The sequence below is a fragment of the Pseudomonas putida genome (assembly GCA_041879295.1).
Lineage (GTDB): Bacteria > Pseudomonadota > Gammaproteobacteria > Pseudomonadales > Pseudomonadaceae > Aquipseudomonas > Aquipseudomonas putida_Y.
This window is the reverse complement of the sequence record CP047152.1, coordinates 3,110,345-3,131,574: the sequence shown is the minus strand read 5'-3', so window position 1 is coordinate 3,131,574 and position 21,230 is coordinate 3,110,345. Positions and strand designations below refer to the sequence as shown.

Genomic DNA, 21,230 nt, shown 5'->3' with positions numbered 1-21,230 from the left:
GTACGGAACCGTACGCACGGTGGTGTGAGAGGACGGCGGCTGTGAAGCCGCCTCCTACTCGATGTGACGCGTGGCTGCAGTTTTCCTTGGTCAGCCTCTCGAAAGGTCCGGAACAGATGAGGTTCCTTGGACCCTAGAAGCTGACAGATCTGTAACGTCGAGCTCAGCTACCTGAAAGCGAGGCGGGGCTATTGTTGACTCCAAGCCTACCCAATGGGCCTCCAACTGACTGCAGAGAGACTAGGAATGAACATGGTGAAAGCGCTTGTGATGATGATCACTTTTGGTTTGGCTGGCGTTGCCCTAGCTGAAGGTGGTGCCGACCGCACTTTTGCAAGGATGGAGACAGCTCGCCAATCGTCTATGCAGGCCTATCAGATCGCGCAGCAGAAGAAGGACACCGTCCCAGTTGCTGCTAAGCACCGAGAGACCAAACACGAGAATTGCTGAGTCGAGCTTACAGAAATGTAATCACTCACGAATCTTTTGTGTGGCAGCTTCAGAGTGCTCGTTCCCGCCGCATCTTGTGTATGAAATTCACAAAGCTTGCGGGAATTCTAAGGAAACGGGGTGCTGCGGCTTCGCGCAGGCCCGGATATCAGCGAATTACCTGACTCACTGGACACTACGGCATGCAAAGCAAAACCACGAGACGATCCTTCGTTAAAGGCTTGGCCGCCACTGGATTATTGGGTGGATTGGGCATGTGGCGCACGCCGGTGTGGGCCGTGACCAGCCCTGGCCAAGCTAACGTGCTGACAGGGAACGATTTTGATCTGTATATCGGTGAGCTGCCAGTCAATATTACCGGAGCTGCTCGCACGGCAATGGCGATCAACGGCTCACTGCCCGGTCCCATTCTTCGTTGGCGCGAAGGTGACACTGTCACCCTTAGGGTTCGAAACCGTTTGCAGCAGGACACATCTATCCATTGGCACGGCATCATTCTGCCGGCAAACATGGATGGTGTCCCAGGCCTAAGTTTCCATGGCATCGCACCCGATGGCATGTATGAGTACAAGTTCAAGGTCCATCAGAACGGTACCTACTGGTACCACAGCCATTCTGGTCTTCAGGAGCAGATCGGAGTGTACGGCGCATTGGTCATCGATGCGAAGGAGCCCGAGCCGTTCACCTACGAGCGAGACTACGTCGTGCTGCTCAGCGATTGGACGGACGAGGACCCTGCCAGAGTACTGTCCAAGCTCAAAAAGCAGTCGGACTACTACAACTTCCATAAGCGGACGGTTGGCGACTTCGTCAATGACGTCAGTGAGATGGGTTGGTCAGCAGCAGTAGCGGATCGGAAAATGTGGGCTGAGATGAAAATGAGCCCCACTGATTTGGCCGACGTTAGTGGCTATACCTACACCTATCTCATGAATGGCCAGGCTCCGGACGGTAACTGGACGGGCATCTTCCAGCCGGGCGAAAAGATTCGTCTGCGCTTCATCAACGCATCCGCCATGACGTACTTCGATGTCCGGATCCCTGGTTTGAAAATGACTGTAGTTGCAGCCGATGGCCAGCATGTCAAGCCGGTGAACGTGGATGAATTCAGAATTGCAGTAGCCGAAACTTTCGATGTCATCGTCGAACCAGACGATGCACAGGCTTACACCATTTTTGCGCAATCCATGGATCGTACTGGTTACTCCAGAGGCACCCTGGCCGTGCGCGAAGGTATGCAAGCACCAGTACCAGCCGTTGATCCACGCCCTTTAATCTCGATGAGCGATATGGGCATGGATCACGGCAGTATGGGTGGGATGGACCATGGAAGCATGGCCGGCATGGCCGGCATGGACCATAGCAAGATGGCCGGGATGGGCCAGGACAGCATGGCTGGCATGGACCACAGCAAGATGGCCGGGATGGACCAGGGCAGCATGGCTGGCATGGATCACAGCAAGATGGCTGGGATGGGCGGCGCCATGCAGGTTCACCCTGCGTCGGAGACCAATAATCCATTGGTCGACATGCAAACGATGTCGCCAACACCTAAGTTGAACGATCCAGGAATCGGACTGCGGAACAACGGGCGTCGTGTCCTTACCTACGCAGATCTGCGAAGCACGTTCGTTGATCCCGACGGCCGCGATCCAGGTAGAACAATCGAGCTTCATCTCACTGGTCACATGGAAAAATTCTCCTGGTCCTTTGACGGAATCAAATTTTCAGATGCCGAACCGCTGCGTCTCAAATATGGCGAGCGTCTTCGCATCACCTTGGTCAACGACACCATGATGACGCATCCAATTCACCTCCATGGCATGTGGAGTGATCTGGAAGACGAGAACGGTAATTTCATGGTTCGAAAACACACCATCGACATGCCGCCTGGCTCTAAACGAAGTTATCGCGTAACTGCGGATGCATTAGGTCGTTGGGCCTATCACTGCCACCTACTGCTCCACATGGAAATGGGCATGTTCCGAGAAGTCCGTGTGGACGAATGATCTGGAGATTTGAGATGAGCAAACCAATGAAACGTAGCGCCTTTTTCTTCTCTGCTGCCATGGTAGGACTTCTGGCTGTTTACGCCCCGTCCTCGTGGTCCGGTGAAAACCATGACCAACATGCCCAGAAGTCTGTGGATACACCTAATGCAGCGAAATCCAACGCTGGAGCAAAGACGGCGCAGGATAAGCAGTCCGGTAGCATGGACCATGGCTCCATGAAGGGCATGGATCACGGGTCCATGGAAGGTATGGACCACGGCTCGATGGAAGGTATGGATCACAGCAAAATGATGGAATCGCAGGGCGGCGATAAAGCTAAGGCAGGGAAAGATGACCAATAGGCTGGCACGACCATCGCTCTTGGCAGTGGCTATCTCCCTGAGCACATTCGGGGGGACAACTAGTTTTGCGGCTGAAGAAATGGACCATTCGGCAATGGGGCATGGATCCATGCAAATGGAGTCTGTCCCTTCTCAAAACCCGATGCCGGGTATGGACCACAGCCAGATGGGAGCCCGAAAGGAGAAAAAACCTGCCTCTGTAGATCATAGCAAGATGAATCATGGCGCCATGCAGGGAGGCATGGGCACCATGGATCACAACACGATGGGACATGGTCAACCTAAAGCGAAGCCTGCCCCTATGGACCACAGCAATATGGGTCATGGGAGCATGGAAGGAATGGGGCCTGGCACGATGGATCATTCAAAAATGAACCATGGCTCCGCTGATGCACCTACTGCGGCCAGTCGCACCCCCATTCCTGTCCTGACGGATGCGGACCGTAAAGCGGCTTTCCCCCCTTTGGGCGGTCATGAGGTTCACGACAGCGCCATCAACAGCTTCTTCCTGTTAGATCAGCTGGAGTACCAGGATGCTGACGAGGGTAGCACCTTGGCGTGGGATGCCTCTGGGTGGGTTGGTGGCGACATCAATCGTCTTTGGATTCGCTCCGAGGGCGAGAGAACAAATGGTGTAACCGAGGATGCCGAGCTGCAGCTCCTTTACGGCCGATCAATTGGTCCGTGGTGGGATGTTGTTGCAGGGGTGCGACAGGATTTCCAACCCGAATCTCCCCAGACGTGGGCAGCCTTTGGCATTCAGGGTATGGCTCTCTATGCGTTTGAAGCGGAAGCCACGGCGTTCATTGGTGAGAATGGCCAGACTGCCGCACGGTTGGAAGGCGACTACGACATCCTTTTAACCAATCGCCTGATCCTACAGCCTACCGCCGAAGCGAACTTCTATGGCAAAAATGACCCTGAGCGTGGTGTTGGTTCGGGTCTTGCCAATACCGAGGTGGGGCTACGTCTTCGATATGAAATTGTTCGACAGTTTGCTCCCTACATAGGCGTCACCTGGAGCCGCTCTTACGGCAAAACTGCGGACCTTATTCGGGACGAAGGCGGGGATGTGAGTGAAGCGCGTTTCGTTGCTGGCATTCGGATGTGGTTTTGAGAACCTGACATGAAAAAAACAATTACAACGTTGTTCGCAGCAGGCGCCGTGGGTAGCGCGGCTGTACTGGGAGCCGCCTATTTTGGTCTGGTCAACGTGGGCGCTGATGACCCCCATTTCCCCGCTGTGCATGCTTTTCTCGCCATGGCGAGAGATCGCTCCATCGAAGTGCGTGCCAAGGATATTGAGGTGCCGAATCTCAAAGATGAAACCCTGATTCGAACAGGCGCCGGAAACTACAATGCCATGTGCATTGGCTGTCACCTCGCTCCAGGCGTTGAAAAGACCGAGCTCAGCCAAGCGCTTTACCCGTCCCCACCCAATCTCTCCAAAATCGGTGTTGGTGGCGACGCGGCGGCTGCATTCTGGACTATTAAACACGGCATCAAAGCCACCGGCATGCCTGCTTGGGGCAAGAGCATGGGTGATCAATACATCTGGGGGATCGTTGCTTTCTTAGATCAGCTCCCACAGATGAACGCTGAGCAATACAAGTCAATGGTAGCGACCAGCGGCGGCCATCAGCACGGCGGTGGGGAAAGTGATATGCACAATCATGAAGGCCAGCACGATAAAAGTGACGCTGATCACCACGGCGAGGCGGCCTCCGCGAAGGGCCATCATGATATGGGACAGCCTGAAGCCCATCATGCGCAGCCTTCAGATGCCAAGCCTGAAGCCGAACACCGCAACGAGCATGAAGTCACGGAAGCTGATAGTGACCATCACTCCAAACCGACCCCACAGACGCACACTCACAAAGATGGTAAGGAGCACACCCATGAGGGCTAGAAGGCGATTCCTTAGCTTGGCAGCACTCGCTGCTTTTCTCGTGCTTCCGCCAGTTAACGCGGCAGTGCCAACCACTATTGACGTGCACCGGGATGCAAACTGCGGGTGCTGTAAAAAGTGGATTGCTCACTTGGAGCAAAATGGCTTCAAGGTCATCGATCACGTTGAAGCCGATATGAGTGCTGTTAAGCAGAAGCTAGGGGTAGCGCCGCGCCTAGCTTCCTGTCACACCGGAGTGATAAACGGAAAGTTCGTTGAAGGCCATGTTCCGGCCGAACAGATTCGACAGCTTTCAGCGCGAAATGATTTGGTTGGGGTCGCCGTGCCTGGTATGCCTGCTGGTTCTCCAGGAATGGAGATGGATGGCGCAAGTCATGCTTACCAGGTCATAGGCCTTACCACAGGTGGGGAAGATCGCGTGGTTGCAGATTATCCTGCCAAGTAAACCTACCAACCAACGAAAACGGCGCCTTCCTGGCGCCGTTTTCGTTGGATATGTGAGCATCTGAACTCCTCAATTCTGGCCGCGGCAACCAATACCGGATGTACGGTACTCGAGGATGTTGAGCTTTCCAGTTGAATCTTCATAGTTCATCTGTGCTGGCATCACGTCGCAGCTACCCCGGTTCGAGGTCACGCTGATCACTTTGGCCACGTCGAGCTTCATCCCATAGCGATAATGGGTGACCTCAGGTTCGTTTTTCCCGTTGGCGGCGGCGTACGTCCGCATTGCTTGCTCATTTGCCTGAATCATCTGGCCATGCAGGCGGTCTGAGCCCCCCTCAGCCAGTGCAACCGAGGAGGCAGTAAGAATCAGCAAGGCGGAAATACTTTTGAGAGCTTTCATGTTCATCACTCCGATCTGGTGTGATTGAATCTTAAGCGGGTTGACCTGTCGGCCAAATGATCGGGGGATTACATCTAAGTAAGCCTTCTTTGCACTAAATCGGGAAAACGACGGTTGATAGAGTAGCCATCTTCATCGACCGCGCTGTGGCTAAGGAAACAGCGTTGATGCCGACTCCGGTCCTTCCAGTCTGCATCGATACGCTGCTTACAGGTTACGCCGATCAAGCACAGGTTGGGGGCTCTGCTATCAGACCGCTCGGAACTCTACCGTCAGATGGCAGACTTCGTGAACCGGCTTGATCCGTTCACGAATACTCTCCGCGCTGCCAGTGACTTCACCAAGAACGCTGACGATAGCGGCATGGGCTTGTGGTCCCACCCGCCAAACATGCAGATCCGTAATCGTGAGATCCCCCGGTTTTTCAACCAGTTCGCGAATCTCATCGGCGACATGTACGTCTGTCTGATCCAGCAGTACTCCTGCAGTAACCTTCATCAAGGTCCAGGCCCAACGCGCAATAACGATGGCACCTACGATCCCCATAACCGGGTCCAGCCACGCCCAACCGAGATACCGGCCGGCGAGCAGTGCAGCAATCGCTAGCACCGAAGTGAGCGCGTCAGCGAGGACATGGATGTAGGCCGATTTCAGATTGTTATCGTGCCCGTGGTGAACATGATCATGGTCATGATCATGGTCGTGACTGTGGCCGTGACCCAGCAACAGTGCACTGACAACATTGACTATCAATCCGGCAATCGCGATTAGCGTAGCGGTACCGAACTGAACGTCTGTTGGATGCAAGAGGCGCATGACAGATTCAATGCCAATTCCCAAGGCGACGATTCCGAGAATCAATGCAGAGGCAAAACCGCCCAAGTCCCCTACCTTTCCTGTACCGAAACTGTAGCGTTGGCTGGAAGCGTGCCGTTTTGCATATCCGTATGCGGCCGCCGCGATGCCCAATGCACCGGCATGAGTTGCCATGTGAAATCCATCGGCCAATAAAGCCATCGAGCCTGTGAGATAGCCTGCGGTGATCTCTCCAACCATCATCACAACGGTCAATGCCACGACCCAAAGCGTTCGCTTGGCGTTTTCATCATGTGCCGAGCCAAGAAACATAAGGTCGTGTGTGTGGTTGATGCTGGTGCTGCTCATGTGCGTATACCCGGATCCGTTCACTTGGAGTAACGGTGAATGGCTTCAAGAAGCTCTTCGACGCCTTTGTTGCGCTCTTCTTCGCTCAGCGCCGGGTTAGCAACATGCTCCCGCGCGTGGTCTTCGATGATTTCCTCCATCAATCCGTTGATAGCTCCGCGAGTGGCGGCGACAAGATGCAACGTTTTGGCGCAATCGAGATCAGACTCCAGCGCCCGCTCAATGGCCTGGACTTGTCCGGCGATACGTTTAACGCGTTTGAGAAGATCGTCTTTGTTTGCCGCGATATGACTCATGGAGTACTCCTACCTAAATTATGCGCATAATAGACATACCCCCTATACCTATGCAAGGCAGAGCGTTCTGCACGCTATGAAGCCCTTCGCTCGCTTCACCCCCGACGGTGTGGTTTGGGAAGACAGGGCAGAGACCTCAGTCGATGCGGTGATAGGGTGCACCGGATTCAAGCCGGCGCTGGGGCACTTAGCGAGCCTCGGGGCAGTCACTGGGGACTGTCGCGTCGAAGTTACGGATGCATGTGCAGTGAACAAGCCTAGCCTTTGGCTGGTGGGCTTTGGCGAGTGGACAGGCTCCGCAGTGACGCGCACAGCCCGCAGCACTGTCGCTGAGATCGAGCAGTTTCTGGTGAAAGCGGAGGCTTGAGTGCCTCCGCTATTCCCCTGTGCTCAGTGGGTCTGGTGCGCCATTTCGCTGTGTCTGGGCAACCCGATCGAGATGAGCGCGGCAGCCAATACGAAAATGCTGGAAACCCAAAGGCAGGCCTGCAAACCATAGGCTTGGAACACCCAGCCCGACAACAGCGTGCCGACCAGCCGCCCCAGGGCGTTGGACATGTAGTAGAACCCCACATCCAGGGAGACGCCGTCTTCCTTGGCGTAGCTGACGATCAGGTAGCTGTGCAGCGAGGAGTTCACCGCGAACAGCACGCCGAACAGCATCAGTCCACCGAGCAGCACCACCTGCGCCGGCCCGCCCGCCGATAGGCCCACGGCAATAAGCGCAGGCAGTCCGGCCAGGGCGAGCGCCCAGATGAAGGCCGCTCGGCCGTCCGGCACATGACCGCGTTTCTTGCCGGTGATGTGAGGAGCAAACGACTGGACGATGCCGTAGCCAATGATCCACGCGGCCAAGAAGCCACCGATCAGCCAGAAGTCCCAGTCAAACGCGGTGCTTAGGTACACCGGCAGCGCCACGACGAACCAGACGTCCCGGGCACCGAAGAGAAACAGCCGTGCGGCCGAGAGGATGTTGATCGCCCGGCTCTTGGACAGCATGTCGCGGAACTTGGGTTTGGCCTTGGCTTTGCCCAAGTCCTTTTTCAGCAGCACCAGACTGCCGATCCAGATCAGGGCCAGCACTGCCGCCATGGCCAGCACTGCCAGGGTAAAGCCGAGCAACGCGAGCAGTGCTCCGCCGAGGAAAAAGCCCACACCTTTGAGCGCATTCTTCGAGCCCGTCAGGATGGCCACCCATTTGTAGAGCGTGCCCTGTTGGCTGTCCGGTACCAGGAGCTTGATGGAGCTCTTGGCGCTCATCTTGTTCAGGTCCTTGGCGATGCCGGACAGCGCCTGGGCGGCCATCACCCAGGGCACTGTTAGCCAGGCTGCCGGTACCGTGAGCATCAGCAAGGCCACGACCTGCATGCCCAGGCCGATGTTCATGGTGCGGTTGAGCCCCAGGCGCGCGCCGAGGTAGCCACCCACCAGGTTGGTGATCACGCCGAACACTTCGTAGAACAGGAACAGTGCGGCGATCTGCATCGGCGTGTAGCCCAGCGAATGGAAGTGCAGTACCACCAACATGCGCAATGCGCCGTCGGTAAGGGTGAAGGCCCAGTAGTTGCCGGTAACCAGCAGGTACTGACGCACTTCCGCAGACAGGGCTGACAACGCCTTCATGATCGCTGTTTACTCCGCTGCGCCGACCAGCCGGGCCAGTTCTGCTGCACGGTTGGCATAGCCCCATTCGTTGTCATACCAGGCGTAGAGCTTCACCTGGGTGCCATTGACCACCAAGGTCGACAGTGCGTCGATGATCGAGGAGCGCGGATCGGTGCGATAGTCGATGGACACCAAGGGGCGCTCTTCGTAGCCCAGGATGTCTTTCAACGGGCCTTCGGCCGCAGCCTTCAGCAGCGCGTTGACCTCTTCAGCCGTGGTCTCACGTTCCACTTCGAACACACAGTCGGTCAGCGAGGCGTTGGCCAGCGGTACACGCACGGCGTGACCATTCAGCTTGCCGCGCAGCTCGGGGAAGATCTCGGCTATCGCAGTGGCCGAACCCGTGGTGGTTGGGATCAGGCTCATGCCAGAGGCGCGGGCGCGGCGCAGGTCTTTGTGCGGCGTATCGAGGATGCTCTGGGTGTTGGTGAGGTCGTGGATGGTGGTGATCGATCCGTGGCGGATGCCCAGGTTCTCGTGAATCACCTTGACCACCGGGGCCAAGCAGTTGGTAGTGCAGGAGGCGGCGGTAACGATGCGATGCTGCGCCGGGTCGAACAGGTGCTGGTTGACGCCCATCACCACGTTCAGTGCGCCTTTCTCCTTCACTGGAGCGCAGACCACTACACGTTTGACGCCCTGATCCAGGTAGGCCTGGAGCACGGCTACCGACTTCATCTTGCCGCTGGCCTCGATGACCAGGTCGCAGCCCGACCAGTCGGTGTCGGCGATGGTCTTGTTCGCGGTCACCTGAATGCGCTTGCCATCGATCACCACCGTACTGCCCTCAGCACGGGCTTCACGGAGCCAGCGGCCGTGGACCGAGTCGAAGTTGATCAGGTGGGCATGGGTCTCGGCGTCGCCGGCCGGGTCATTGATCTGCACAAACTCGAACTCTGGCCAGTCCCAAGACGCGCGCAGCGCCAAGCGACCGATACGGCCAAACCCATTGATACCTACTTTGATAGCCATGTTCTTGTTCTCGGATCGCGATTAGCGAAGGGTCAGAGGGTAACGCTGAACTGGTTGATGTAGCCGACGTGCGCAGGGTTCTGAATTGCACGTGGGCGCAGGGCCTGGACCTGAGCAACAGCTTCCTGCACGGGAATGCCGCACTCGATCATCAGGCGGGCCGCAAACAGGCCGGTGCGGCCGGAGCCGCCTTTGCAGTGAATGGCGATCGTCTTGCCAGTCATCACCAATTCTTTCAGGCGTTCCCGGTGGATCTCCCAGGCGGCAGCAAAGGGCTCGCCGGGTGCCTGGTCGTCTTCCACCGGCAGGTGGAACCATTCGAGGCCCAGCAGTTGGCACTCCTCGGGAAGCAGATCGATCTCGTTCTGCAGCAGTTCTTCACTTGGCATCAGGGTGACCAGTGCACTCGCACCGGCTTCGCGCAGCGTTGCCAGCGCCTGAGATACCGAGGTGTCCTTGGTACCTGGGCACGGAGTGAAGATCAGCTGGCCGACCAGTTCGGAACTGGCCAACACGGAATACGGGTGCAATTGCATGCTCAGAAAGCCTCAAATGGATCGTTGATTGACACGCTTGGATAGTTCTTCAGCCGACTCTTTACGTTCGGAGTAGCGGTCGACCAGGTAGTCGGAGCGGTCGCGAAGCAGCAGGGTGAACTTCACCAGCTCCTCCATCACGTCGACGACACGGTCGTAGTACGCCGAGGGCTTCATGCGGCCGGCCTCGTCGAACTCCAGGTAGGCCTTGGGTACGGACGACTGGTTGGGGATGGTGAACATGCGCATCCAGCGGCCGAGGACGCGCAGCTGGTTGACCACGTTGAACGACTGCGAGCCGCCGCAGACCTGCATCACCGCAAGGGTTTTGCCTTGGGTCGGGCGCACGGCGCCCATGCTCAGTGGAATCCAGTCGATCTGCGACTTGAACACGCCGGTCATTGCACCGTGGCGTTCCGGCGAGCACCAGACCATACCTTCGGACCACAGCACCAGATCGCGCAGCTCCTTGACCATGGGGTGGTCATCGGGCACGTCATCCGCCAGTGGCAGGCCAGTGGGATTGAAGATCCGCGTCTCGGCACCGAAGTGCTCCAGCAGGCGGGCCGCTTCCTCTGTCAGCAGGCGGCTGAAGGAGCGCTCGCGGGTCGAGCCGTACAGCAGCAGGATGCGAGGCTTATGGGTGGACTTTTGCTCGACTGCCAGTTTGTCTTCTGTCGGCAGGTCGACCAGTTCGTAGTCGATATTGGGAATGTGGTGTTCGGTCATGATTTACTCCTGAGACAAGGCACCAGAGGGCTGATCAAACCAGCGGCGTTTGAGCCACAAGGCCACACCCACCAGTGAGATCAGCACCGGCACTTCCACCAAGGGGCCGATGACGGTGGCAAAGGCAACCGGCGATGCGAGGCCGAAGGTGGCGATGGCCACGGCAATGGCCAGTTCGAAGTTGTTGCTCGCTGCGGTGAACGCCAACGCGGTGGTGCGTGGGTAGTCGGCTTCAAGCAGCTTGCCCATCCAGAAGCTGATGAAGAACATCACCACGAAGTAGATGGTCAGCGGGATGGCGATGCGCAGCACATCCAGCGGCAGCTGCAGCACCATATCGCCCTTCAGGCTGAACATGGCCACGATGGTCAGCAGCAACGCCACGAGCGTGAGCGGGCTGATCTTCGGAATGAAGCGTTCCTGGTACCAAGTCTCGCCCTTGCTGCTGATCAAGATCTTGCGGGTAAGGAAACCGGCCAGGAACGGGATGCCCAGATAGATCAGCACCGATTGGGCGATTTCGAGGAAGCTGGTCTCGATGACGCTACCCTCAAGACCAAACAGCGGCGGCAGCAGGCCCAGGAAGATCCAGGCGTACACGCTGAAGAACAGGATCTGGAAAATGCTGTTGAAGGCGACCAGGCCCGCCACGTACTGGTTGTTGCCACCGGCGATCTGGTTCCACACCAGCACCATGGCGATGCAGCGCGCCAAGCCGATGAGGATCAGGCCGGTCATGTACTCAGGCTTGTCGGAAAGGAACACTACTGCCAGCCCGAACATCAGTACCGGGCCGATTACCCAGTTCTGGACCAGCGACAGTACGAGGATGCGCTTGTCCTTGAAAACCTGGGGCAACTCCTCATATTTCACCTTCGCCAGTGGCGGGTACATCATGACGATGAGCCCAATGGCGATGGGGATGTTAGTCGAGCCTACCGACAGGCTGTTCAGCCACGCGGGCAATCCCTGGAGCAGGCTGCCCAAGGCGATACCCAGGCCCATGGCCAGAAAGATCCAGACCGTCAGGTAACGGTCGAGGAAGGACAGTCGGCTTTTGCTCATGGTGGATCTCCCTAAACGTCAGAGCGTTCCGATGCGGGCCAGCTCGACCTTGAGCTGCGCGGCATCCAGTTGTTCAAAAGGCAGTGCGAGGAATGCCTTGAGGCGTCGCTTGATCTGCTCAAGCGTGATGTCGAAAGCCGCGTCCAACTCAGCGGCGCTACCCTGCAGGTCCGACGGATCGGAAAGCCCCCAATGGGCTTTTACTGCCGGCCCGAAGAACACAGGGCAGGCTTCGCCGGCGGCCTTGTCGCAGACGGTGATGACAAAGTCCGGGGCCAGCTCGGTGTGCGCATCGCTGGACTTGCTGCTGAGGCCATCGGTGGAAATGCCGGCGCGCTGCAGCGCGGAGATGGACAACGGATGTACCTCGCCTTTGGGCTGGCTGCCGGCGCTGTAGGCCTTCATACCGGCCGGGGCCAGGTGATTGAACACGGCTTCTGACAGGATGCTGCGGCAGCTATTGGCGGTGCAGAGGAACAGTACTTTCATCGGCTTTTGCTCGGCAGTAATCAGCAGCAGGTAGCAGCACGCTGTGGGCGGTCACCCATGGCGTCCAGTCGAGTGGAACTGCTGTTCAGCCACTCGCTATTGGCCTCCAGCGTCGTTTTCAGGATCTCGCGTACCCAGGCGGGCAGCTCTGGATGCAGTCGGTAGTAAACCCATTGGCCCTGGCGGCGGTCTGCCAGCAGGTCACACGTGCGCAGCTGCGCCAGGTGGCGGGAAACCTTGGGCTGGCTTTCCTCCAGCGCACAGGTCAGCTCACAGACGCAGAGCTCTTCCTCGCGGGCGATCAGCAGCATCATCCGAATGCGGTTCTCGTCGGCGAGGCATTTGAAAACCTTGGTCGGGGTCAGTGGGTCAGTCATAACGATTCTCAGTGTTTGGTTTTCACGAGGACGAACATCTTGATGCGCTCATGGATCTCGTGAAGCGTATGGCGGAAGGCATCGTGTTTGTCGCTGGTGACCGGATCTTCGAAGTGCCACGCCAAGCGATCGCCCAATGCCGGCAGTACCTGGCATTCCAGCGCCGCCTTGTCGCAAAGGGTGATGACGTAGTCGAAGTGTTCGTCGGCGAACTCATCGATGGACTTGCTGCGTAGGCCGCTGGCATCGATACCGAGGTGCTCAAGCGCCGCGTAGGTACGCGGATCGACCTGGCCAGGCTCAGTGCCGGCGCTGAAAGCTTCAAAGCGCGCAGGGTCTGTGTGTCGGAGCAATGCTTCGGCGAGCTGGGAGCGAGCAGCGTTTGCGGTGCAAACAAACAGGACGCGGATCTTGCCAGTCATCACAAGGTACTCTGCATATATATGGATTTTCGAATATACGCTTTTCCGAATGTATCGCAACCCCTCTGAGGATGGGATGGCTTTACATGTGCATATTCGTGCACATATATTGGCGACATGACTACCAACCAGAACCTCCGCACCCAAGCCATCGACGCTGCCATCGAGTCCTTGGACGAAGCCTTCTTCAAAGCGCTCTGCGAGCCCTCCAGGGTCGCGGTGTTCAAGCGCGTGCTCCTGCTGGGTCGCGCGGATGTCGGCGAAATCGCCAAAGAGCTGCCGCAGGAGCGCTCGGTGGTCTCCAGGCATCTGCAGGTGCTGCACGATGCCCAGATCGTGAAAGCCACCAAGGTGGGCAGGCAGGTGTTCTACGAAGTGAATGGTGGGGCGATCGTCGAGCGCCTTGAGGGGCTGCTCCAGCGAACCAAGGGTCTGGTTTCGCTGTGCTGCCCGTAGCTCGTGCCCTTTTTTTGTCCTGATATATGCATGAGTGCGTACATATGAATAAATCGAGTCGCGTGTTGGATGTGATCGTCATCGGTGGTGGGCAAGCGGGTTTGGCGCTTGGCTGGCATTTGCAGCAGCACGGCTTGGACTTTCTGATCCTGGATGAGCAGACGCGCCCAGGCGGAAACTGGCGTAACTACTACGACAGCCTGCAGCTGTTCTCCCCGGCGGAGTATTCAGCGCTACCGGGGATGGTGTTTCCCGGTGATCCCAAGAGTTACCCGCTGCGACACGACGTGGTGCAGTACCTGGAGGCATACGCCGCCGAGTTTCAGCTGCCTTTTGAGGGCGGTACCCGAGTGGTAGAGGTCGTGCAGAACGACAAGGCATTTGAGGTTCGTGCCGCCAACGGATCGACCTTCACGGCGCGTGCAGTGGTCGTGGCATCGGGGGCCTTCAGCCGTCCGTACACGCCTGACATTCCTGGCCTGGAAAGCTTCTCAGGGACCCGTCTGCACAGCTCGGGATATCGAACGCCTGAGGCCTTTGCTGGCCAGCGTGTCGTCGTGGTCGGCGCGGCGAACTCGGCGGTTCAAATTGCCTATGAGCTTGCAAGCGTTGCGCAGGTACTGCTGGCGACTCGCGAGAAGATCCGCTTCTTCCCCCAGCGGATACTGGGGCTCGATTTTCACGCCTGGTTGAAGTTCACCCGGTTGGAGCACACGCGCTGGTTGAGTGACCAGAGCACGCCTGTGCTGGATACCGGCAAGTATCGGAAGGCCCTGGATACCGGGCGGCTCCAGCGCAAAGCGATGTTCCAGCAGGTATTGCCCGAAGGCGTTGTCTGGCCAGATGGAACCACCCACCAGGTCGACGCGCTGATCTTCGCCACCGGTTTCCGGCCGAACCTGGAGTTTCTGGCACAGCTTCCAGTTGGCGACCAGCAAGGTCGTGTTCTGCAGCGAAACGGCGTGGCAGATCAGGTGCCCGGCCTGTACTTCGTCGGGCTGCCCAGGCAAAGGAACTTCGCCTCGGCAACCCTCAGGGGTGTAGGGGCTGACGCGGGCTATCTCATGCCCCGGCTGCTTCGTCATATGGACCGGGTTGGTTCGACGGAAACACCTGCTCAACGATCGCGCAATCCAGCCACCGGCCTTCAAGGCAAGCGTGCTTCTCATAGACGCCAACCGTCCTGAAGCCACAGGACTGGCAGAGCGCGAGGCTCGCCTCGTTGAAGGTGAAAATGCGGGAGAGGACTTTCCAGAAACCACGTGCCTCAGCCTCGCTGAGCAATGCCTTGAGCAGCGCCTTGCCGATGCCACGTCCGCGGACGTCACGGTGCAGATAGATCGAGAAGTCGGGGATGCCGGCGTAGCACGAACGCGCGCGGTAGCTGCTCAGGTTTGCCCACGCCACTACCGCACCGTCGACCTCGACGACCAGCACCGGGTAGCGGGACATATCGGCAACCCAGGGCTGCACATCCATAGAGGTGCGCGGCTGAGTCTCGAACGTAGAGCTGCGGTCTTCGATCCCCTGGTTGTAGATCTCGGCAATGGCCTGAACATCGCTGAGTTGAGCGAGGCGGATGTGCATCTTGCTTCCTTTTGGAATGGCGCGAAGACTTTGAGCATGAGTGCCGTAGGCTCAAACCTCTAGGCGCGCTGCTAGATTCTGCTCTGGAATTGTAAACTTTTTCATTAAAATGCCTGGTTTGTGGCGCTTCTGCCGGCATCAAGTGTAGAAAAATTATCTATTTTCAATGAAATGCGGACTTTGTTTACAAATTTGGTCCGCATAAAGCCAGAACCCCCCTTATGGAATGACACAAGGTGTTCTTTGTTCTGGAATTCAGGTCGTTAACTTCCTTAAGGCGAACTGTAATCGCGAAGGAGAGATCAGACTTTGAAGTGGACCTTGGTAGTGGTCACCTTTCTACAAGGTGGTTATGGCACTCCAGCAGGAGTGCAGTACCCCATCGTTTCCGTTACCCCGTACCAAAGCCAGGCCGAATGCGTAACGGTCCTCAACGCCATCTTGGATATGTCGGGCTATCAATCTCGGGCGAAGTGCGTCCCGCCGCCGGCAAAGATTCCGGCGAAAGAGGCGGCCGTTAAGTAGATCGGAGTGCGAAAGGGGCCGCCCTTTGGGCGATCCCTACATTTTCGTGATGTGAGACTGTCTCAGTCTAGTGGAGAGTGGCTGGCGCTCTCAGGATCGGTGCGTAGGGGCTCTCTGCGAGGGGTAGGCGGCGGCGTGTTTTCTTCGCTCTTCTGCTCTCGAGAAGTGCTGGCGTGCGCCGCTGATATTTCTTTGGCGACGATACGAACCATTACGCTATCGGTAATGAGTCCATAGAAGGTGCCGTGTAACTCCAGAGGATGTGCAATTCGATTCAAGAACTGGCTCCGTGTTTCTGATCTCCACAGGGACGAACATACAGCATTGGTGCATGGTCGCCCCTTCAAAAACGGCCACTCAAGGTAGCCCCGTTTCATCATGCTGCTTGGGTTTGGTTCTCAGTGGCACTGCCCTTGACTTTGGCCAGTTTGTCCATGAAACCAGCCAGGGGCATGTCCTGCAGATCGGAAATTCGATCGCGCAGAATCGACCAGCGTTTTTCTTCCTCCATGGCCATGTACTGGCTGCGATAGCGGCATCCATCCAGGATGAGTTCAGTCGCGGTCGCGCGGTCGACTACGAAGACGACCTTGCCATCAAGCTTCAGGTTCTCCCTTGCAAAAACCTCAGAGATGCTGTCTTCCGGGTCTAGCGTGGCGTAGAAGCGGCCGCGGAGAAAGTCACCTTGGAACGTGGTCTGGCCCAGTAGTGGGCGAGCTGCATTCATCAAGATGTGCCCTGAGGGTGTCTCGGTTCCGTGATCTAGGTTGGTAGTAACCGCAACCGGAGCATGGGCCAGGAAGGAAAGCAGGTTGGATTGAGCGTATTGCATGGGGAGGTCCTCTGTCTGGGATAGGCCCAGTATCAGCAGGGAAGGGCTGTGCCAGAACCGCTGTCGGAATTTCACAGGGTCAACTTGACGTGCATCGCTCAAACGCTTCTGTACCTTGGACGCATCACTGGTGACGCCAGATCCCTGGCAAAGAGAGGCCCCCTTGATACGTCGACTTGCCGTAATGGCAACCCTTACCATCGCTGCCGGTTGCAGCTCCCACGCTACGTCGGAAACTCCCACGTCCTTGAATGGCCAGGTATCTGCGCAGCCCACCCCCTTGACTGCAAGCCAAGCCCGTTCGTTGGCATTCGATGACTGCAATTACATCGTCGACCACCTGGCTAGCACCCACAAAGATTCCGCACGGGCTCGAGCGTTGAATTACTGCATGGGCGTGGACGTCGCTAAGTTCGGCATGAACTGATCTGGTAGATCAGCCAAGAAAAGAAAACCCCGCACCTGTGAAGGTAGCGGGGTTTTTGTTGGCTCCAACTTTGAAATCCAGCAAACCGAAAGGCCAGCTGGTGACATTCAAGCAGCGGATGCGTACTTGGCGTCGATGTTTTGGAACTGATCCAGCATTTCCCGGTAGCTGATCTCGCCGCAATTGTGCCGCGTGATGAACTCCAGGCGCTCGCACCCTTTCTTCCACTCGACCGTAGATGCAACCCGATCGAGGGTATCTGGAGATGCCACCATACGAAAACCGGCGCAGAAGGCGTCTGATACGACTTCGTCCAGAGTTGTGCAGGTGTGATGGGTAATCCAGCCGTGCAGACCGAAAGCCTGGTAGCGGAATTTACCGGGTTCTGAGGCATCAGGAAGAACCAGCGCCCATTGGTTCCCGGACCAATGTTTGAGGATCAACCCTACGCCAACCCGATCCAGTTCGTTGTACAAGGCGGTCAGGGCTTCGTGCCGCTCCATACTTTCCCGGAGCATTTGGCGGACCGAAGGCGATAGACCAGCTTGATCGGCATGGAGGTCTTCGCCATCCCCGAAGGTTTGGCGGACTGCCCTTGCCTGCTCGATGAAGCGATTTCGAAGGTCTTTATCCATGAGAACTCCAAGGGAGCACTCAAGCCCAGGGCATGATGTGCCCCGGGTAGGGTTAGAGGACGCGCCGGCGGATGCCAGGGCGCTCGAACCACGCTATGCGCGGTGTGCTGCTCCTGGCCAACCAGGTTGTCTTCATCCACAGATTGACTTCACGACATGGCCGGCCGGAAAGGCGCACGTCATCAGGCGAGCAGCTTGAGAGTTGCCCGACAGGTCTCACTTCGAGGATTTGAGTAAGTCGACTGTAGTCGAGTCACTCGGTGTGCACGAATGTGCAGTGGTTGGAGCCAGCGGTGACTCCCCGATTGAAAACTGAAACTCAGGTCTCAGCCGGGGCCAGATGAACACCCTAGAGTTCTAGCGCGTACATCTGGTGCTTAAAGTCCAAGGACTCAAGCAGGAAGCATGTTTTTTGTATCACCACGCCCTACCCATCGCAAGTCAAACTGAGGCCTAATTTCTTACTCTAACGCGGTCGAGCCCGGTTTAGAGGTATGTACTGCGAGTGTTCGTCTCTCAGTACCCGGCCGAGGCTCCATCCTTCCTCAAGCGAAGCCAGGTCATCCCAGGCGATCGGGGTCAGACTGGCATTCCACCCTGCCTTAACGTCGCTGGTGTAATGGAGCGATCCATCGGGATGAAGCCGGACTATCAGTGCGTCTGGCGGTGATTGGATGTTGTGTCGACGAGTGAATCGGAAGCAAGCCGAGCATTCACCGCCGCCGGAGCACACATCGAAATGACTACCCCACTGAGCAATGGCCGTATTCATCGATTCCCGAAGCCCTGCAAATGTCCGCGGCCGGAGTGCGCAGCGGGGTTGAGGGTCAATCGAATCGATGCGTAAGCGATTCCTTCCGTCGCCATCAGGGCCACGCGGATCGCAGCTTGGGCCTTCCAGGTATATTGGCACTGTGGTCTCCTCAGGCAGCTGTGGCAATGGTGCTGGTTGGGCAGGAGCGCTCTGCCAGGCGCAGCTTGCGTGCTAGATCCTTGTCCGCTCGCCAATCGCTTGGCGTGTACGAGGCGAACACCGGAGGGCAGCCTGGCCGGCTGAAACGTAAGTGTGTTCCCCGGGTGATGGAGATTTCCCAGAGAGGATGTGCTTTCTGTAGTTCTCGGAGACGTTTCATGTGATGGGATTCCAGTTTGAGTACGCCCATCGTGATGCTCGAGGATCTGTGCCACCAGCTGATAAAAATCAGGCCCCGAAGGGCCTGACATTCAGAAGTCGATCGGTGATTCTTGGGGGCAGCGCGCCAGATGCAAGCCGAGTTGAATCGAAGCGATCTCGGCTAGGTCCTCTTTCGTTAGGGGGGCGTCGCCAATCGCCAGGCCAGAACGAAGTACATGTGCACCATTCTTTGCCTGCCAATCGATCGCGACAAAATGAAGCCCTGGAACTTCGTTGAGCGGAGGAGCAAGGCCCCAGGTCTGCGTGGTCCGCGCGAAGCTGGCCAGGCAAGCGATTACCGTATTTCTCTTGCCTAGATCTCGCTGAGATGCCTCCGGAAGGGAGTCGAATTCGGCGACTGTGCCGAGATACTGCTCGAACGGCTTGTGTTTCGGATCTTGTCGAAGCAGTTCCGCGATGATCCCATCACCAGTCACTACAGAGCGATAGAGATCCTGGGAAACCATTGCGGCCAGTCGAGGACCGCGGTGAATGTTCACAGAGTAAAACCAGCATCGAACTGCAGAAATGGCAGGGGTCTCCGGGTCCATCTCCCAGCCTGATTTCGCCATAGCGGCTGCGACACGCTTCCGCATCGCTTCATTAAGTTGGTGCATCGAGGTACCTATCATCTGGTTGGGAGCACCGATCTTGGCATTATCCAAGTGTGCCACCAGCTCGGGAAAAGCCGCGGTCGTTTTGAGTTGAATGACGAGATGCGCCAGCTATCGTGGGCTCCGACTTTCGGAGTTCATCGGATACAGGCGTTGAAACCATCGACCATTACCCGACGGCAACTGCTTGCAGCATTCCTCGCCGCGCCAGCCGCACTCACACTGGGCCAAGCCCTCGGCAGTGTCCCGCGCGCCGGCGAAGAGCTTGCAGTTCGTCCAGAGGCAACCCTCGAAAGCGCGGTATTCCACCGGATCGTGGCCCTGGTCGCTGGTGTTTCGGCTGATGATCGCCACCGGGGCTTGCTCCGGCGGGATTTCCCGAATTTCAACGGTGATCAGTCCGTCGTGCTCGCGGACTGTACGAGGCAGGCGGCAGCGAGGGGGCACGATGCTGTGGTTGTAGCTGTAGGTGAAGGTTACGTTCATCGCATGGCTCCTTATGAGATGGAGCCATGATCAGGGCTGGGCTGGTGTGCCAGAAGCCGGGCCCCGGTCAGGAATAGTTGTTCCTGCAGGGCTTCAAAATCGGATCTTCGGGGTCGACGCCGTTGGCGATGGCCATCTCTGCATAGCTGTCGAACAGATCGACTCCGCCGTCCGAAACCTGGTTCATGTCCAGTTCACCATTGATGAGGTTTAACCGAACCGAGAGATTGTGATCGGCCCCCCTGAGGAGGAAGCCCGCGCAGGTAGTTGGCTTCTCCTTCCCGGTGGTATGGCAGCCAAAGGTTCGGTCGCTCATGTCATAGGCGGTTGCAGCGGAAAGTCGGAATGCCTCGGCGGGGAATACTCCGACGGAATCACGCCTCCATGGGCAATCTTTGCAAGGGACCTTGCAGGCATGTTTGCGCCCGCTCTTGATGGTGACCACCTGGTGGTTCCAATCAGCCCATCGAGCATCGAGGACTTCTGGTTTGCTGTTCTTGGTAGTCATTGGAGGTACCGGTTCGGACGGCATGCAGTGATCAGGAGGGCAAGCGCGAGCAGTGCCAGGATTGCTGCCACACCTTGAATTTCAGTGGCAAAGGCTACTGGAAGAGTGTTGGCCAGCCAAGTCATGGCCAGCGCTGCGCAGATGAAGGATGCGAAGAGAGCGATTGGTAGAAGCATGGGCGACTCCCTGTTGGAATGTCGCCAGTCTCAGGGGGACGGCTGCGTGCCAGAATCCGCCCGGACAAAAGTCAGGCAGTAATCTCTCCCTGGCTCTGCTAAGAGAGCTTCCGATCTGCATATTCCTCTTTGATCTTGTTCCCCATGTCCTGGACGTGAGCGTCAACAGTCGCCTGGTCGCCGGCCACGTAATGAGCAGAAATGCTGTCTTTCGGGGCAAACACCATGGCGTCGAGGCCAAACTGGTCCGCAGTGATGTCTACGACGTGGATTCCGCCCTGATATTCGACTTCAACCCAGTAGTGGCCGTGCGGAACCCCATCAATCACCAGGCCACCGTCCTCCTTACCGTCACCACCTCGAATTATCGGGTCCAGCGCGGCAAACTTCCGTAGCAGTGCCTCACAGAGGATGGCGGCGTAGAGGCAGGTGCCGTTCGTACGCTCATGTCCGAGTGAGGAGTGCAGCATCGACTCGTACATTGTTCTGACGCCTTTGAGGATCTGGTCCGGTTGCAGACTGGTCACCCACTTCTC

General features: G+C 57.5%; 25 protein-coding genes and 2 pseudogenes. 8 read left to right on the top strand and 19 right to left on the bottom strand.

What is annotated here, in order from left to right; translation table 11 throughout:
- Window positions 1–246 precede the first annotated feature (246 nt).
- From GST84_14310 to GST84_14285, 6 genes are all read left to right on the top strand, one after another.
- Window positions 247–450, top strand: coding sequence for a hypothetical protein (locus GST84_14310; GenBank protein ID XGB13458.1), 204 nt, complete (start codon window positions 247–249; stop codon window positions 448–450).
- A gap of 182 nt (window positions 451–632) precedes the next feature.
- Window positions 633–2,459 carry a copper resistance system multicopper oxidase gene (locus GST84_14305; protein ID XGB13457.1) on the top strand — a complete coding sequence of 609 codons (1,827 nt, stop codon included), beginning with the start codon at window positions 633–635 and terminating at the stop codon, window positions 2,457–2,459.
- Window positions 2,460–2,473: 14 nt separating this feature from the next.
- Window positions 2,474–2,803: a hypothetical protein gene (locus GST84_14300; GenBank protein ID XGB13456.1), complete on the top strand. Its 330-nt coding sequence runs from the start codon at window positions 2,474–2,476 to the stop codon at window positions 2,801–2,803.
- Window positions 2,793–3,920 (top strand): copper resistance protein B, encoded by a 1,128-nt coding sequence (locus GST84_14295; GenBank protein ID XGB13455.1) that lies wholly within the window; start codon window positions 2,793–2,795, stop codon window positions 3,918–3,920. The genes GST84_14300 and GST84_14295 overlap by 11 nt, the downstream gene beginning before the upstream one ends.
- A gap of 9 nt (window positions 3,921–3,929) precedes the next feature.
- Window positions 3,930–4,712 carry a cytochrome c gene (locus GST84_14290; GenBank protein XGB13454.1) on the top strand — a complete coding sequence of 261 codons (783 nt, stop codon included), beginning with the start codon at window positions 3,930–3,932 and terminating at the stop codon, window positions 4,710–4,712.
- On the top strand, window positions 4,702–5,157 hold the full coding sequence (locus GST84_14285) for a DUF411 domain-containing protein (protein ID XGB13453.1): 456 nt from the start codon (window positions 4,702–4,704) through the stop codon (window positions 5,155–5,157). Before GST84_14290 ends, GST84_14285 begins: the two co-directional genes overlap by 11 nt.
- A 69-nt stretch (window positions 5,158–5,226) precedes the next feature.
- Here GST84_14285 and GST84_14280 read toward each other — a convergent pair whose 3' ends face one another.
- The 11 genes from GST84_14280 to GST84_14230 all read right to left on the bottom strand — a co-directional run bounded on the left by GST84_14280 (window position 5,227) and on the right by GST84_14230 (window position 13,274).
- The gene (locus GST84_14280; protein XGB13452.1) at window positions 5,227–5,559 is read right to left on the bottom strand and encodes a DUF2790 domain-containing protein; all 333 of its coding nucleotides are present in this window, start codon (window positions 5,557–5,559) and stop codon (window positions 5,227–5,229) included.
- A gap of 249 nt (window positions 5,560–5,808) precedes the next feature.
- Complete coding sequence (dmeF, locus tag GST84_14275) at window positions 5,809–6,723, bottom strand: CDF family Co(II)/Ni(II) efflux transporter DmeF (protein ID XGB13451.1); 915 nt, start codon at window positions 6,721–6,723, stop codon at window positions 5,809–5,811.
- A gap of 20 nt (window positions 6,724–6,743) precedes the next feature.
- Window positions 6,744–7,019: a metal-sensing transcriptional repressor gene (locus GST84_14270; protein ID XGB13450.1), complete on the bottom strand. Its 276-nt coding sequence runs from the start codon at window positions 7,017–7,019 to the stop codon at window positions 6,744–6,746.
- 390 nt (window positions 7,020–7,409) lie between these two features.
- Window positions 7,410–8,642 (bottom strand): organoarsenical effux MFS transporter ArsJ, encoded by a 1,233-nt coding sequence (gene arsJ / locus GST84_14265; GenBank protein ID XGB13449.1) that lies wholly within the window; start codon window positions 8,640–8,642, stop codon window positions 7,410–7,412.
- Between the two features lie 9 nt (window positions 8,643–8,651).
- Window positions 8,652–9,656, bottom strand: coding sequence for an ArsJ-associated glyceraldehyde-3-phosphate dehydrogenase (locus GST84_14260; GenBank protein ID XGB13448.1), 1,005 nt, complete (start codon window positions 9,654–9,656; stop codon window positions 8,652–8,654).
- A 32-nt stretch (window positions 9,657–9,688) separates the two neighbouring features.
- Window positions 9,689–10,192 carry a protein phosphatase gene (locus tag GST84_14255; GenBank protein XGB13447.1) on the bottom strand — a complete coding sequence of 168 codons (504 nt, stop codon included), beginning with the start codon at window positions 10,190–10,192 and terminating at the stop codon, window positions 9,689–9,691.
- Window positions 10,193–10,204: 12 nt separating this feature from the next.
- Complete coding sequence (arsH, locus tag GST84_14250; protein ID XGB13446.1) at window positions 10,205–10,921, bottom strand: arsenical resistance protein ArsH; 717 nt, start codon at window positions 10,919–10,921, stop codon at window positions 10,205–10,207.
- Between the two features lie 3 nt (window positions 10,922–10,924).
- Window positions 10,925–11,986, bottom strand: coding sequence for an ACR3 family arsenite efflux transporter (arsB, locus tag GST84_14245; GenBank protein XGB13445.1), 1,062 nt, complete (start codon window positions 11,984–11,986; stop codon window positions 10,925–10,927).
- Between the two features lie 18 nt (window positions 11,987–12,004).
- A complete protein-coding gene (locus GST84_14240; GenBank protein XGB13444.1) occupies window positions 12,005–12,475 on the bottom strand; it encodes an arsenate reductase ArsC in 471 nt (156 codons plus the stop codon).
- A 20-nt stretch (window positions 12,476–12,495) separates the two neighbouring features.
- Entirely contained in the window at window positions 12,496–12,852 is a 357-nt protein-coding gene (locus tag GST84_14235) for a metalloregulator ArsR/SmtB family transcription factor (GenBank protein ID XGB13443.1), read from the bottom strand.
- A gap of 8 nt (window positions 12,853–12,860) precedes the next feature.
- Entirely contained in the window at window positions 12,861–13,274 is a 414-nt protein-coding gene (locus tag GST84_14230) for an arsenate reductase ArsC (protein XGB13442.1), read from the bottom strand.
- Between the two features lie 117 nt (window positions 13,275–13,391).
- On the opposite strand from GST84_14230, the gene GST84_14225 reads away from it, so the two are divergent.
- Complete coding sequence (locus GST84_14225) at window positions 13,392–13,730, top strand: metalloregulator ArsR/SmtB family transcription factor (GenBank protein ID XGB13441.1); 339 nt, start codon at window positions 13,392–13,394, stop codon at window positions 13,728–13,730.
- Window positions 13,731–13,774: 44 nt separating this feature from the next.
- Window positions 13,775–14,818, top strand: a pseudogene (locus tag GST84_14220) (NAD(P)-binding domain-containing protein).
- Here the strand turns inward: GST84_14220 and GST84_14215 are convergent.
- The 8 genes and pseudogenes from GST84_14215 to GST84_14180 form a co-directional block, all read right to left on the bottom strand.
- The gene (locus GST84_14215) at window positions 14,793–15,317 is read right to left on the bottom strand and encodes a GNAT family N-acetyltransferase (GenBank protein XGB13440.1); all 525 of its coding nucleotides are present in this window, start codon (window positions 15,315–15,317) and stop codon (window positions 14,793–14,795) included. The pseudogene GST84_14220 and the gene GST84_14215 overlap by 26 nt on opposite strands.
- A gap of 901 nt (window positions 15,318–16,218) precedes the next feature.
- Window positions 16,219–16,674: a hypothetical protein gene (locus GST84_14210; protein XGB13439.1), complete on the bottom strand. Its 456-nt coding sequence runs from the start codon at window positions 16,672–16,674 to the stop codon at window positions 16,219–16,221.
- Between the two features lie 534 nt (window positions 16,675–17,208).
- Entirely contained in the window at window positions 17,209–17,736 is a 528-nt protein-coding gene (locus GST84_14205) for a hypothetical protein (protein ID XGB13438.1), read from the bottom strand.
- Window positions 17,737–18,960: 1,224 nt separating this feature from the next.
- Window positions 18,961–19,542 carry a hypothetical protein gene (locus GST84_14200; protein ID XGB15776.1) on the bottom strand — a complete coding sequence of 194 codons (582 nt, stop codon included), beginning with the start codon at window positions 19,540–19,542 and terminating at the stop codon, window positions 18,961–18,963.
- A 213-nt stretch (window positions 19,543–19,755) separates the two neighbouring features.
- Window positions 19,756–20,010: pseudogene (locus tag GST84_14195) on the bottom strand (hypothetical protein).
- 67 nt (window positions 20,011–20,077) lie between these two features.
- Window positions 20,078–20,518 carry a hypothetical protein gene (locus tag GST84_14190; GenBank protein XGB13437.1) on the bottom strand — a complete coding sequence of 147 codons (441 nt, stop codon included), beginning with the start codon at window positions 20,516–20,518 and terminating at the stop codon, window positions 20,078–20,080.
- Complete coding sequence (locus tag GST84_14185) at window positions 20,515–20,694, bottom strand: hypothetical protein (GenBank protein ID XGB13436.1); 180 nt, start codon at window positions 20,692–20,694, stop codon at window positions 20,515–20,517. Before GST84_14185 ends, GST84_14190 begins: the two co-directional genes overlap by 4 nt.
- Window positions 20,695–20,792: 98 nt before the next feature.
- Window positions 20,793–21,221, bottom strand: a complete 429-nt coding sequence (locus tag GST84_14180) for a hypothetical protein (protein ID XGB13435.1) — start codon at window positions 21,219–21,221, stop codon at window positions 20,793–20,795.
- Between the last annotated feature and the right edge of the window lie 9 nt (window positions 21,222–21,230).